The following is a 12,677-nucleotide window of genomic DNA, read 5'->3' on the forward strand; positions in this document are numbered from 1 at the left end:
GGATGGCCGATGCGCGGTTCGAGGCGCGGGCGCGGAGGTGCGCGGCCGGCCCGGGACGCGGGATCGCCAGGGATGGGATGCGGCGCCGCAGTGTAAGTGAGGCCCGGAAGTCCTCCGCGGCCCATGGGCGTCCCTGCGCCGCCCTAGTCGATGCGGATCAGCCAGGTGAGCGAGCCGAACATCTGCCGGCCGCTGCTGGAGACCAGCGGGTCGGTCGTGCGGACCGCGAACGTCACCGACGAGCGCTCCCACCCGTAGGCCAGGCCCAGGGTGGCGGCCGTGCGTTCACGGCGCAGGCCCGCCTCGTCGCGCAGGCCGGCGTGGTACAGGACCCGGTCGGCCGACACGCCGGCGAAGACGAACCAGCCCGCGCCGACGACGAAGGGGTCGGTGCTGTAGCCGTTGACCACCGCCGCCGGGAAGCTGCGCGACAGGCCGGTGCCGTAGCGCAGCAGCAGGCTCGCGCCGAGCGAGCTTTCCAGGTTGCCCAGCGCACCGCCGGCCTGGAGGATCGCATCGGCACCGGCCGTCCCGGACGATCCCGGCGCGCGCGCGAAGCGCCAGGCGCGGGCACGCTCCAGGCCGACCAGCGGACGGCTGGAGACCTGCGTGTCCCAGCCCTGCGGCGCGGTCGAACCCGTCAGGCGGTGGATGGCGCGCTGCACCTGCTCGGCGCCGGAGGCCGGACCGATCAGGCCGAGGCTGAAGGCGGCGACATCGGCCGTGTCGCCCTGCCGCGCGACCTGCGCCGATCGCAGCACCAGGAAGCCGGCGTAGGGCGCGTCGGCGGGGTCGGGCACGCGGCGCGCGATGTCCTTCGGCGTCACGATGCCCTGGCCGAAGGAGGTCGCGGCCAGCGTCGCGTGCGAAAGCCCGAGCACCGAGGCGAGCGGACCGACGAGCAGGCCCGGTGCGATGCGTTCCTCGTCCGCCGACGCGACGCGGACGCTCGAGAGGTAGATGCCGTTGGTGTAGCCGCCGCCGTCGCGGCCCAGGAACAGATCATTCTGGAACAGCAGCGCGCCGTAACGCGCTTCAGCCAGGGCGGAGGGCGCCAGCGCCGTGGCCAGCAGACCGAGCGCGGCCAGCGCCCAGGGGCGCCGGCCGCCGGTGCAAAGGCGCCGGGCCGGGGCGCGCGCAGAGGCGGGTGGGAATTCGGTCGGTACTTCCATTCGTTCGCGCAAGAAAAAAGCGTGCCGGGACGCGGATCGACGAGCCTACCTCGACGCACGCGGCCAGGGCCGCGCGGGGATGTTCGCGGGCACGCGGCGCCTCATCGTGGTGCTCTGACGCGTCGCCGGCGCCCGGGACGCCCCATCGCGAGACGACGCACGCGGCCGCGGCGCGTCGGTGCAAGTCGCCGGCGGGCGGTGGACGTCGCCGGGCCGCACGCCCGTCCACCAAGCACATCCCGGCCTGGCACGCAATGTGCTAATACCCTTGTCGAATATTCCCGATATCTCATTAATATATTTGCAGACCGTGTCGGCGTGCCGGCCCGGCCGCTTCCACTCCCCGTTCCGTCCCAGGAGAAATCATGAATCCGACCCGCTGGCAAGGCATCTTCCCCGCCATCACCACCAAGTTCCACGCCGACGAGCGCATCGACGCGGAGGGCACCGCGCGCCACATCGACTTCCAGATCCGCAACGGCATCCACGGCCTGGTCACCTGCGGCTCCCTGGGCGAGGCGAGCACGCTGTCCCTCGAGGAGAAGCTCACCGTCGCCGAGATCGCCCTGGAGGCCGCCGACGGGCGCATCCCCGTGCTGGCCAACGTCTCGGAGACGCGCACCACCGAGGCCCTGCGCTACATCGAGCGCGCCAACGCCCTGGGCGTGGCCGGCTTCATGGTCATGCCCTCGGTGATCTACGTGGCCGACGCGCGCGAGGCCATGGCCAACGTGCGCGCCATGGCCCAGGCCGCCCAGCAGCCTCTGATGGTCTACAACAACCCCGTGGCCTACCGCGTGGACTTGAAGCCCGAGCACATGCTCGAGCTGGCCGACTGCGAGTGGATCGTGGCCATCAAGGAGAGCACCGACAACGTGCGCCGCATCACCGACCTCAGGAACCTCCTGGGCACGCGCTACCAGATCTTCTGCGGCGTGGACGACCTCGCCTACGAGGCCCTCGCCCTGGGCGCGGACGGCCTGCTCGCCGGGGTGGGCTGCGCCTTCCCGCGCGAGACCGTCGCGCTCTACGACCTCATGAAGGCGAACCGCTTCGCCGAGGCGCTCGCGCTCTACCAGTGGATGACCCCGATGCTGCACCTGGACGTCTCCACCAAGCTGGTGCAGAACCTCAAGCTCATCGACGTGCTCGCCGGCGTGGGCTCCGAGCACATGCGCAAACCCCGACTGCCCCTGGTGGGCGAGGAGCGCGCCTTCGTCGAGGCCGTCGTCAGGAAAGCGCTCGACGCCCGGCCGCAGCAGTTCCGCTCGGTCGACTGAGCGCCCCTTCCACCCGACGAAGTCCGCCGCCATGCCCGACACCCTGCCCGTCGCGGCGCGCCTCGCGCGCGCCCTGCTCGACGTCTCCGACGTCATCCTGCGTTGCGAGCGCCACCTGCTCACCGGCCTGATGGGCGGACTCGTCGCCCTCATCCTGCTGAACGTGGCGACGCGCTACGGCGGCGTGCCGCTCTACTGGGTGGACGAGGCCTCGGTGTACGTGGTCGTCTGGCTGACCTTCATCGGCGCCTCGGCCATGACGCGCCTGCGCATGGACTTCGCGGTGACGCTGCTGACCGACCACGTCGGCGAGCGGGCCGCGCGCGCGGCCAAGGCCTGCGCCTCGCTCGGCGTGGTGGTGCTGGGCCTCGCGCTGCTGGCGATGTGCTGGGTCTGGATGGACCCGGTGGGCATCGCGCGCCACGGCTTCGACGCCAAGGACTTCGCCGCCGAGTCGTTCAACTTCCTCTACACGGAGCGCACCCAGACGCTCGAATGGCCGGTCTGGGCGATCCAGCTGATCCTGCCGCTGTTCGCGCTCACGCTGAGCCTGCACGCGCTGGCCAACCTCGCGGAGGACCTCGGCCTGCAGCCCCGGCGCGCGCATCCCGAGTTCGGTGTCGCCAACGCCGACGTGGTGAACTGACCATGCTGACCTCCGGCTTCTTCCTGCTGATCATGCTGGTGGGCGTGCCCATCGGCGCCTGCCTGTGCCTGGCGGGCATCGTCTACATCCTGGACACCGGCGCGCCGGTCCTGTTCCAGTCCTATCCGCTGCAGATGTTCGCGGGCGTCGACAGCTACGGCCTGATCGCCATTCCGCTGTTCATCCTGATCGGCGAGATCATGAACGGCGGGGGCATCACGCAGCGCCTGGTGGACATGACGCTGGCCTTCATCGGCTCGGTCAAGGGCGGCCTCGCCTACGTGAACATCCTGGCCAACATGCTGGTGTCCTCGATCATCGGCTCGGCCACCGCGCAGGTGGCCATCATGAGCCAGATCATGGTGCCGGAGATGGAGAAGAAGGGCTACGACAAGACCTTCGCCGCCGGCCTCACCGTCTATGGCGGCATGCTCGGACCGATCATCCCGCCCTCGGTCATGTTCGTGGTCTACAGCGTGCTGGCGCAGGTCGCGGTGGGCGACATGCTGATCGCGGGCATCCTGCCGGGCATCGTGCTCACGCTGCTGTTCTTCGTGGTGATCGCGCTGATGGGCTTCATCTACGACTACCCGCGCACCGAGCGCCGCACGCTGCGCCAGCGGGTACGCACGGTCGTCACCTCGTGCCCGACGCTGCTGATCCCGCTGGTGATCGTCGGCTCGATCCTCACGGGCTTCGCCAACCCGACCGAGGCGGCGGCCGTGGGCGCGCTCTCCGCCGTGCTGGTGGGCCGCTACGTGACCAAGGAATTCAGCCTGCGCACCATGCCGGCGATCCTGCTGAAGTCGGCGATCTACTCGGCCGTGGTGCTGTTCCTGGTGGCGGCGGCCGCCGTGTTCTCGTGGCTGCTGATCTACGGCAAGGTGCCGCAGGCCACCGCCGCCTGGATCCAGACCGTCGCCAAGGACCCCGTGAGCTTCCTGCTGCTGACCAACCTGATCCTGCTGGTCATCGGCACCGTGATCGACGGCATTCCCGGCCTGATCATGACGGTGCCCATCCTGCTGCCCATCGCCACCGAGATCTACGGCATCGACCCGCGCCACTTCGGCGTGGTGGTGGTCGTCAACCTGGTGCTGGGGCTGATGACGCCGCCGGTGGGACTGAGCTTCTTCGTGGCCGCCGCCGTCACCGGCGCCAAGCCCGGAAAGATGTTCATCGTCACGCTGCCGTTCTTCATCATCTGCTGCCTGGCGCTGGTGCTGCTGTCGATCTACCCGAGCCTGTCGCTGGCGCTGCTCTGAGCGCGCCCGCACGCCGCCTCGCGCGCTCTCCCGCCTCCTCCCGTCCTCCCCCAACGTCGTCCAACCCACCGGAGCCCCGCATGACCCTCTCCCGCCGCCATTTCGTCCAGGCCGCCACCGCCGGCCTCGCCGCCTCGTCCGCCGTCTTCGCGCCCCGCGTGCGCGCGGCCGCCGCCAAGGAGTTCCGCCTCGGGCTCATCACGCCGGCCGGGCATTCGTGGAACCGCGCCGCGCTGGCCTTCGGCGAGTCGCTGAAGAAGGCCAGCGACGGCCGCATGAGCGTGACGGTGTTCCATTCCGGCCAGCTGGGCAACGAGTCGGCCATGATGCAGCAGCTGCAGTCCGGCGCGCTCGACATGGGCTGGATCCAGGCCGCCGAGCTGGGCTCGCGGGTGTCGAGCGTGGCGGCCATCAACGCGCCCTACCTGGTGCGCTCCACCACCAACGTCGCCTCGCTGGTGCGCACGCCCGCGGCGCTGAAGCTGCTCGACGTGCTGCCGCGCGAGACCGGCACCATCGGCCTGGGCTGGGGCATCACCGGCATGCGCGTGGTCTTCGCCACCAAGCCGATCGCCTCGCCGACCGACTTGAAGGGCATGAAGCTGCGCATCAACCCGACGCCGGTCTACCGCGATTTCTACTCGATGCTGGGCGCCGCGCCGACGCCCATTCCCACGCCGGCGGTGTTCGACGCCATGTCCAACGGCCAGGTCGACGGCCTGGAGGCGGACATCGAGTTCTCCTGGAACGCGCGCTTCGACAAGGTCTCGAAGGTCATGCTGCCGATGAACGCGCTGTTCATGCCGTTCGCGCCGCTGGTCTCGGGCCGCATCTGGCAGACGCTCGACGCCAAGGACAAGGGACTGATCACCGACCTCGTCAAACAGTCGCTGGACGCACAGATCCGCGACATCGTGACGACCGAACTCGGCCTGATCGAGAAGTTCAAGGCCAGCGGCATCGCCATCCGCAGCGACGCCGGCTACGACCCGGCGCCGATCATCGGCCAGTTCGACAAGCTGTGGCTGCCCAAGGCCCCGGCCATCGCCGAGCTGCGCCGGATCGGCGCCACCCTGTAGACGCGGGGCGGGACGAAGCGGCCCGCGACCCACGTCGGCGCAGCGCCGTGGCGGCAGCCGATGGGACAATGCGTCCGCGCGCCATCACCCACGGCGCGTCCCCGTCCGATGTCCCGTTCCCCAGACCGCCTCTCCCCGATGCCCGCCGCCGTCAAGCCTCCTCCCGCCGCGCCCCGGCGCCGCGCCGCCGACGTCGCCTACGACGCCATCGAGGCGCTGATCGCGACCCTGCAGCTGCAGCCGGGCAGCCCGGTGGTGGAGGCCGACATCGCCGAGCGCACCGGCCTGGGCCGCACGCCCGTGCGCGAGGCGCTGCTGCGCATGAGTTCGGTCGGGCTGATCGACCAGCAGCCCCGGCGCGGCCTGCTGGTGTCGAACATCGACCTGGCCGACCACCTCGACGTGATCCAGACACGGCGGGTGCTCGAGGTCCTGATCGCCGCGTGCGCCGCCCGGCGCGCGACCGCCGCCCAGCGCAAGGAGATCGTGCGCTGCGCCGAGCGGATGGTGAAGGAGGCCGCGCGCGGCCACCTGGAGGCCTACATGCTGGCCGACCACGACCTCGACCGCGTCAACCATCAGGCCAGCCGCAACCCGTCGGCCGTGACCAGCGTGGCGCCATTGATCGTGCGCTGCCGCCGCTTCTGGTATGCCTACCAGCACGAGGGCGACATCGTCGAGGCCGCCGCCGCCCACCTGGAACTGGCCCGGGGCATCGCCACCGGCGACGAGCTTGCCGCGGTCGCGGGCGCCAACCGCCTGCTCGACCACCTCGAGCGCTTCGCCCGCCGCGTGATCGACCGCTGAGGCGTCGGCCGCGCCAGGGCGGCGGCGCTCGCCTCGGGCGTTAGGCGTCAGGCGTCCGGTGCCAGGGTGCAGCGATGCATCCGCCCCTGCTTCATCACCACCGGCATGCGCCCGGGCTGCTGCAGCAGCCGGACGTCGGCGAGCGGGTCGCCATCGATCACCAGCAGGTCGGCATGCGCGCCCGGCGCGACGCAGCCCAGGCGGCCGGTCTGGCCCAGCAGGTCGGCGTTCACGGCCGTGGCACTCCAGACGATCTCGTCGGCCGGCATGGCCGGCAGACGCAGCATGAACTCGTCGCTCTGGGAGGCGTGCATGTCGCCCAGCAGGTCGGTCCCCAGGGCGATCCTGACGCCCGCCGCGCGCGCGATCCGCAGGGCCTCGACGCCCTGGTGCTTCACGCGGTCGGTCTTCTCCCGCATCGCCTGCGACCAGCCGAGGCGGTCCGCGTTGGCGGCGATCGCGGCGTAGGTGGCCAGCGTCGGCACCAGGAACGTGCCGGCCTCGGCCATCAGGCGGGCGGACGCCTCGTCGAGCAGGTTGCCGTGCTCGATGGAACGCACGCCGCAGCGCACCGCCCGCACGATCGCCTCGGGCGAATAGGCGTGCGCCATGACGTAGGTGCGCGCGGCCGTCGCCTCCTGCACGATGGCCGTGAGTTCCTCGATGGAGTACTGCGTGCCTTCGAGCGGATCGTTGGGCGAGGAAATGCCGCCGCCGGCCATCACCTTGATCTGGTGCGCGCCGTTGCGCAGTTCCTCCCGCGCCGCGCGGCGCACGGCGCCCACGCCGTCGGCGATGTGGCCGAGGATGCCGACGGCGCCGCAGCAGGCGCAGCCGACGTTCTGGAAAAACGCCGGGCGGGTGTCGCCATGGCCGCCGGTCTGGGTCAGGGCACGCCCGGCGATGAACAGGCGCGGACCGGCGAAGAGGCCCTGCTCCACCGCCTGCACCAGCCCGGCGTCGGCGCCGCCGGCGTCGCGCACGGTGGTGAAGCCGCGGTCGAGCATGCCGGCGAGCACGTCCTTGGCCTGCGCCGTCACCAGCGACTGCGGCAGCATCGACAGCTTGAAGAAGTCAGGGATCGTGGCCGTGACGTGCACGTGCGCGTCGATCAGGCCCGGCATCAGCGTGCGGCCGGCGAGGTCGAACGACAGCGCGTCATCGACCGGCAGATCGCCGGGCGCGACGGCGGCGATCAGGCCGTCCTCCACCACGATGGTGGACGCCGGCTGCAGACCGCGTTGGAGACCGTCGAACAGACGGGCATTGCGAAAGACGATGCGATTCACGAGGACACTCCCGCCGGCTGCGTGGCCGGCCCGGTGAAACAAGGGGACGAAGACGAGGAAGGCGACGCCCCGGCCGCGGCGAAGGCCGCGCCCAGCAGCACCGCGAACGGCCGGCACAGGGCGGCATCGCCCGGGCGGAACCAGTGCGCCTCGTGCAGCAGGTTCATCGAGCCCAGGATGCGGCCCTGGAAGCAGATCGGCACGTTGAGCGCCGAGGCGCAACCGAGGCCGAAGATGGCTTGGGCATCGGGGAAGTTCCGGCGCACCGCGTCGGCGTCGGGCGACAGCGCCGGGTGGGGATCGGCCAGCAGGCGTTGCAGCCAGGCATCGCCGGCGACGGTTTTCACGCCCCGGGCCGGGTAGGCGTGCGGATCGCTCGAATGCAGGCGTTCGAGGCCGTCGCGCGCGGGTGTCGCGCGCAGCACAGTGAACAGCCGGAAGCCGACGAGTTCGCCCAGGGTGCGCTCCACGGTGGCGCAGAGCGCGGGCAGGTCGGCCGCCGCGCCGAGCTCGCACGCCGCGTCGCCCAGCCGTGCCAGCGCGCGCGCGGCGTCGGGATCGGGACGGCGGCTCACGCGCCGTGCCCCAGGTAGAGCGCGACGGCGCGCGGGTCGTCGAGCAGCGAGCGGGCCGGCCCTTCCAGCGCCACGCGGCCCTGGTCGAGGATGCAGCCCCGATGGCTGATGTCGAGCGCGTCGCGGGCGCGCTGCTCGACCATCAGCACCGCCACGCCCATCGACGGCAGCCGCGCGATGTGGCCGAAGATCGTCTTGGCCATGATCGGCGACAGCGCCGCGGTCGGCTCGTCCAGGCACATCAGGCTCGGCCTGGACATCAGCGCGCGGGCGAAGGCGAGCTGCTGGCGCTCGCCGCCCGACAGCGTGCCCGCCAGCCGCGCGGCGAAGGGCTGCAGCGCCGGGAACAGTTCCATCATCTCGTCGGCCCGGCGGCGCACGCCGCTTACGCCCTGCACCACCCACAGGTTCTCGCGCACGCTCAGGCGCGCGAAGACGTTGGCGATCTGCGGCACGTAGACGATGCCGTCGGCCAGGCGGGTCTCGGTCGGCCGGCCGCGCAGCTCGACGTCGTTCCACAGCACCTGGCCGCCCACGCGCGGCAGCAGCCCCATCAGCGCCTTGAGCATGGTCGACTTGCCCGCGCCGTTGGTGCCGGCCACGGTGACGATCTCGCCGGCGTCGACGTGCAGGTCGACGCCCTTGAGGATGTCGGTCTCGCCATAGCCCCCGGAGAGGGATTTCAGTTGCAGTCGGTTCATTCGTCAGGCTCCCATGTAGGCGGCCTGCACCCGGGGGTCGGCCAGGACGTCGTCGGGCGTGCCCTCGGCCAGCAGCCGGCCGCCGTCGAGCACCAGCATGCGGTCGACCAGCCGCGAGAGCGCATGCAGGTTGTGCTCGACGATCACGAAGCCGATGCCGCGCGCGTGCAGCTCGCGGATGCGTTCGGAGATCTGCTCGATGAGCACCGGGTTGACCCCCGCGTAGGGCTCGTCGAGCAGCACGCAGCGCGGCTTGAGCATCAGGATGCGGCCGAGTTCGAGCAGCTTCTTCTGGCCGCCCGAGAGCTGTCCGGCCGGCGTCGCGGCGACATGGTCGAGCCGCAGGAAGCGCAGCCACTCGGTGGCCTGGTCGGTGTGGTCCCGCTCGCTGCGACGCACGCTGGCGCGCCGGAACAGAAGCGATGCCAGCGACTCGCCGGGCTGGTCCCACGGCGCGGCCAGCATGTTCTCCAGCACCGTCAGGTGGCGGAACTCGCGCGGCACCTGGAAGGTGCGCATCAGGCCGAGGCGCGCGCGCTGTTCAGGCGGCATGCGTCCCAGGGTCCGGCCGTGGTAGACGACCTCGCCGGCCTGCGACTTCATGAAGCCGCTGAGCACCGAGAACAAGGTGCTCTTGCCGGCGCCGTTCGGCCCGATGAGGCCGGTCAGGCGCGTGGTGTCCAGGGTGAGCGACAGGGTGTCGAGCACGACGTTGTCGCCGTAGCTCAGCACGATGCCGCGCGCCTCCAGCTGGCGGTCGCTGGCGAGGGTCGACGGCTCAGTCACGAGGCGCTCCCCACAGGCCCTGAGGCCGGAAACGGATGAACAGGATGAGCGCGACGCCGATGACGGCCAGCCGCACGCTCGACATCGCCACCTCCGGGATGCCCGGGAACAGGTCGCGCACCGCGCGCGAGCCCTCCAGCACCACCAGCAGCAGGAAGGCGCCCGCCACCGCACCGCGCAACCGGCCGACCCCGCCCATGATCATCGCCATCCAGACCTGGAAGGTGATGATGGGGAGGAACTGGTCGGGCGTCACGTAGCCGACGTAATGGGCGTAGAACGACCCCGCCAGTCCGGCGATGCCGCCGCCGAGCATCAGCACCTGGGTCTTGAAGCGCGCCGGGTTCTTGCCCAGCGCCAGCAGCGCCGTCTCGTCGTCCCGGATGGCCTGGATCAGGCGCCCGTAGGGGCTCCTGACGATGCCCCGGATCACCCCGGCGACCAGCAGGCAGGCCCCGAGCAGCGCCGTGGCGAGCCACAGGTCGCCCGTCAGTCCGCCGCCATCGCCGCCGAAGAGCTTCGGCACGCCGGCGATGCCCTGGCCGCCGTTGGTCAGGGTCTTCTCGTTGATGATGACCAGGCGCACGATCTCGGAGAAGCCGAGCGTGACGATCGCCAGGTAGTCGTCGCGCAGCCGCAGGGCCACGCGCCCGAGCGGCCAGGCCAGCAGGAACGGCACCACCATGCCGAGCGCGAAGCCGCTCCACGCCGGCCAGCCCAGCCGCGCCGTGCAGATCGCACTGGCATAGGCGCCCAGCGCGAAGAAGCCGACGTAGCCGAAGTTGATGAGGCCGGTGAAGCCGTACTGGAAGTTCAGGCCCAGCGTCAGCAGCACGTAGACCAGCGCCGTGATGAGGATGGCGAGCAGGTAGGCTTCCATCAGCGGACTCCCTGCACGCGGCCGAACAGCCCCTGCGGACGCCACAGCAGCACCAGCAGCATCACGACATACGACAGCGCGATCTTGTAGGTGAAGCCGACGAAGGGCGTCGAGAGTTCCTGCAGGATGCCCAGGCCGATGGCGCCGAGCACCGCGCCGAGCGGATTGCCCAGCCCCCCGACGACGGCGGCGGCGAAGGCCGGCAGCAGCAGGTCGGCGCCCGACTCCGGGCTGACCTGCGTCTTCAGCCCGTAGGCCAGCCCGGCCACGCCGCACACGACGCCCGAGAGCAGCCACATGCGCGTCATCGCGGCGCGGCCGTCGATGCCCACCACCCGCGCCAGGTCCATGTCGTCGGCGATGGCGCGCATGGTGCGCCCGGCGCTCGTGAAGCGCAGCAGCGCGAACACCAGCAGCACGCAGGCGAGCGACATCGCGCCGACGGCGGCGTCCAGCGGATTGACGATCAGGCCGCCCCAGCGCCAGGCGCGCATGGGAGGCAGGTCGAACAGCTTGATCTCGTGGCCGAAGCCCAGCCCCATGGCCGCGCGCAGCACGAAGCCCACGCCGATGGAGGTCAGCAGCAGCGCCAGGCCCTTGCGCCGCAGCAGCGGCGCGAAGGCCAGCCGCCAGGCCAGCCACGTCCCCGCCATGCCCGCGGCCACGGCGCCCACGCCCGCGGCCAGCATCGAGCCGCCGGAGAGCCGGTGCGCCGTCAGCGCGCCGAAGCTGCCGAGCGAGACGAAGTCGCCGACCGCCGCGTTGGGAAATCGCGCGACGCCGAAGACGAGCGTCACGGCCAGCGCCGGGAGCGCGACCAGCAAGCCTTCGGCCAGGCCGTTGAGGGCCAGGTTCAGGAAATCCGAGAAGACCAGGTCCATGGGGCGTTCGGCTTCAGCCGTTGATGGCGTAGGCGCGCTGCCACTTGCCCGCGCGGATGACGAAGGCGGCGAAGGTCGGGTCGACGTCGTTCTCGTCGTCGAAATCGATCGAGGACGAGGCGCCCTCGTAGTTGATCGCCTTCTTCTGCGCCAGCAGCTTCCTGCCCTCCTCGAAGCCGCCCACGGGCTGGCCGCTGCCGGTCGTGACCTCGCGCACCTTGGCGGCCACCGCCACCGCGTCGGCGCCCGGACCGGCCGCTTCCATGGCCAGGGCCAGCACCTGGACCATGTCGTAGCACATGGCGGCGTAGACGTTGTTCTCGGGCGCCTGCTTCATCGCCAGCGCGTACTGTCGCGCGAAGCGGCCGTAGGCGCTGCTGCGCTCGTTGACGACGGACTCCACCACCACGATGCCCTCGGCGACCTCGGGCGTCACGCCCTTGATGAAGTCCACGTTGGCGCCGAAGCCGGGGATGATCCATTTCATCGGCGTGCCCAGCTGCGCCCAGTCGCGCACGATGGCCGTGGCGTCGGCCGCGTAGGCCGACAGGATGATGCCGTCGGGCCTGGAACGCAGCACCTGCTGCAGCTCGGAGCGGTAGCTCGGGCGGCCCGGCTCGTAGAGCACGAAGTCGGTCAGCTTGCCGCCGGCGGCCTCCCACACCTTGCGGAAGCCCTCGGCGTGCGGCGCCAGGGCCGGGTTGTTCTGCGCCATGACGGCCGGGCGCTGCAGGCCCTCCTTGCGCGCCGCGGTGACGAAGGCGCGGCTCAGGTGCTTGGAGCTGCCCTGGTAGCGGAACGCGAGCTTCTTGCCGTTGACCTTCGCATCGGCCAGAGCGACCGCGCCGGAGGTGTGCATGAGGATGGCGTTGGCCGCGTTGGTCATCGGCAGCACCGCCAGCGACACGCCCGAGGCCCAGGTGCCGAGGATGGCCTGCACGCGGTGGACCTCGAGCAGCTTCTTGGCGGCCAGCACGGCGGCATTGGGACTGGTCTGGTCGTCCTCCGAGAACACCTCCAGCTTGCGGCCGGCCGCGCCGCCGGCCGCGTTCACCTCCTCCGCCGCGAAGACGATGCTCTTCTGCATGCCCGAGCCGAAGTTCGCGCCGCTGCCGGTGATCGGATTGAGCGCCCCGATGCGGAAGGTGGCCGGGGACTGGGCCCAGGCGCCACGGCTGCCGAGCAGCGCGGCGGTGGCAGCAGAGATGAGGAGTTGACGGCGGTCCAGGCGATTCACGGCGGGCCTCTCGAAGTGGGTTGGCGAAAATGGAAATGGCAAGGGAGGAAGCGATTACAGATTCCTCCCCGGACGACGT

At 71.0% G+C, this 12,677-nt stretch carries 13 protein-coding genes; 5 read left to right on the forward strand and 8 right to left on the reverse strand.

What is annotated here, in order from left to right:
* Positions 1 to 143 precede the first annotated feature (143 nt).
* Positions 144 to 1,172 carry a lipid A deacylase LpxR family protein gene (locus NF681_01640; protein ID UST52308.1) on the reverse strand — a complete coding sequence of 343 codons (1,029 nt, stop codon included), beginning with the start codon at positions 1,170 to 1,172 and terminating at the stop codon, positions 144 to 146.
* Between the two features lie 365 nt (positions 1,173 to 1,537).
* On the opposite strand from NF681_01640, the gene NF681_01645 reads away from it, so the two are divergent.
* From NF681_01645 to NF681_01665, 5 genes are all read left to right on the forward strand, one after another.
* Positions 1,538 to 2,452, forward strand: coding sequence for a dihydrodipicolinate synthase family protein (locus NF681_01645; GenBank protein UST52309.1), 915 nt, complete (start codon positions 1,538 to 1,540; stop codon positions 2,450 to 2,452).
* Between the two features lie 31 nt (positions 2,453 to 2,483).
* Positions 2,484 to 3,098 carry a TRAP transporter small permease subunit gene (locus tag NF681_01650; GenBank protein UST52310.1) on the forward strand — a complete coding sequence of 205 codons (615 nt, stop codon included), beginning with the start codon at positions 2,484 to 2,486 and terminating at the stop codon, positions 3,096 to 3,098.
* A gap of 2 nt (positions 3,099 to 3,100) precedes the next feature.
* Positions 3,101 to 4,363: a TRAP transporter large permease gene (locus NF681_01655; GenBank protein ID UST52311.1), complete on the forward strand. Its 1,263-nt coding sequence runs from the start codon at positions 3,101 to 3,103 to the stop codon at positions 4,361 to 4,363.
* Positions 4,364 to 4,443: 80 nt separating this feature from the next.
* Complete coding sequence (locus NF681_01660; protein ID UST52312.1) at positions 4,444 to 5,442, forward strand: TRAP transporter substrate-binding protein; 999 nt, start codon at positions 4,444 to 4,446, stop codon at positions 5,440 to 5,442.
* A gap of 138 nt (positions 5,443 to 5,580) precedes the next feature.
* Positions 5,581 to 6,249, forward strand: a complete 669-nt coding sequence (locus NF681_01665; protein UST52606.1) for a GntR family transcriptional regulator — start codon at positions 5,581 to 5,583, stop codon at positions 6,247 to 6,249.
* Positions 6,250 to 6,296: 47 nt separating this feature from the next.
* Here NF681_01665 and NF681_01670 read toward each other — a convergent pair whose 3' ends face one another.
* The 7 genes from NF681_01670 to NF681_01700 are packed head-to-tail and all read right to left on the reverse strand — an operon-like array spanning position 6,297 to position 12,589.
* Positions 6,297 to 7,538, reverse strand: a complete 1,242-nt coding sequence (locus tag NF681_01670; GenBank protein ID UST52313.1) for an amidohydrolase family protein — start codon at positions 7,536 to 7,538, stop codon at positions 6,297 to 6,299.
* Positions 7,535 to 8,113, reverse strand: coding sequence for a GAF domain-containing protein (locus NF681_01675; GenBank protein UST52314.1), 579 nt, complete (start codon positions 8,111 to 8,113; stop codon positions 7,535 to 7,537). The genes NF681_01670 and NF681_01675 overlap by 4 nt, the downstream gene beginning before the upstream one ends.
* Positions 8,110 to 8,814, reverse strand: a complete 705-nt coding sequence (locus tag NF681_01680; protein ID UST52315.1) for an ABC transporter ATP-binding protein — start codon at positions 8,812 to 8,814, stop codon at positions 8,110 to 8,112. Before NF681_01680 ends, NF681_01675 begins: the two co-directional genes overlap by 4 nt.
* A 3-nt stretch (positions 8,815 to 8,817) precedes the next feature.
* On the reverse strand, positions 8,818 to 9,600 hold the full coding sequence (locus NF681_01685; GenBank protein UST52316.1) for an ABC transporter ATP-binding protein: 783 nt from the start codon (positions 9,598 to 9,600) through the stop codon (positions 8,818 to 8,820).
* Positions 9,593 to 10,480, reverse strand: a complete 888-nt coding sequence (locus NF681_01690; GenBank protein ID UST52317.1) for a branched-chain amino acid ABC transporter permease — start codon at positions 10,478 to 10,480, stop codon at positions 9,593 to 9,595. The genes NF681_01685 and NF681_01690 overlap by 8 nt, the downstream gene beginning before the upstream one ends.
* Positions 10,480 to 11,361 (reverse strand): branched-chain amino acid ABC transporter permease, encoded by an 882-nt coding sequence (locus NF681_01695; protein UST52318.1) that lies wholly within the window; start codon positions 11,359 to 11,361, stop codon positions 10,480 to 10,482. Before NF681_01695 ends, NF681_01690 begins: the two co-directional genes overlap by 1 nt.
* Before the next feature lie 13 nt (positions 11,362 to 11,374).
* A complete protein-coding gene (locus NF681_01700) occupies positions 11,375 to 12,589 on the reverse strand; it encodes an ABC transporter substrate-binding protein (GenBank protein ID UST52607.1) in 1,215 nt (404 codons plus the stop codon).
* Positions 12,590 to 12,677: the final 88 nt, after the last annotated feature.

This window comes from Comamonadaceae bacterium OTU4NAUVB1 (genome assembly GCA_024372625.1).
Lineage (GTDB): Bacteria > Pseudomonadota > Gammaproteobacteria > Burkholderiales > Burkholderiaceae_C > Variovorax.

Bases quoted from the DNA above. Each gene is read 5' to 3' on its own strand.
- NF681_01640 (UST52308.1), bottom strand. From the start codon at position 1,172: ATGGAAGTACCGACCGAATTCCCACCCGCCTCTGCGCGCGCCCCGGCC.
- NF681_01645 (UST52309.1), top strand. From the start codon at position 1,538: ATGAATCCGACCCGCTGGCAAGGCATCTTCCCCGCCATCACCACCAAG.
- NF681_01650 (UST52310.1), top strand. From the start codon at position 2,484: ATGCCCGACACCCTGCCCGTCGCGGCGCGCCTCGCGCGCGCCCTGCTC.
- NF681_01655 (UST52311.1), top strand. From the start codon at position 3,101: ATGCTGACCTCCGGCTTCTTCCTGCTGATCATGCTGGTGGGCGTGCCC.
- NF681_01660 (UST52312.1), top strand. From the start codon at position 4,444: ATGACCCTCTCCCGCCGCCATTTCGTCCAGGCCGCCACCGCCGGCCTC.
- NF681_01665 (UST52606.1), top strand. From the start codon at position 5,581: ATGCCCGCCGCCGTCAAGCCTCCTCCCGCCGCGCCCCGGCGCCGCGCC.
- NF681_01680 (UST52315.1), bottom strand. From the start codon at position 8,814: ATGAACCGACTGCAACTGAAATCCCTCTCCGGGGGCTATGGCGAGACC.
- NF681_01690 (UST52317.1), bottom strand. From the start codon at position 10,480: ATGGAAGCCTACCTGCTCGCCATCCTCATCACGGCGCTGGTCTACGTG.
- NF681_01695 (UST52318.1), bottom strand. From the start codon at position 11,361: ATGGACCTGGTCTTCTCGGATTTCCTGAACCTGGCCCTCAACGGCCTG.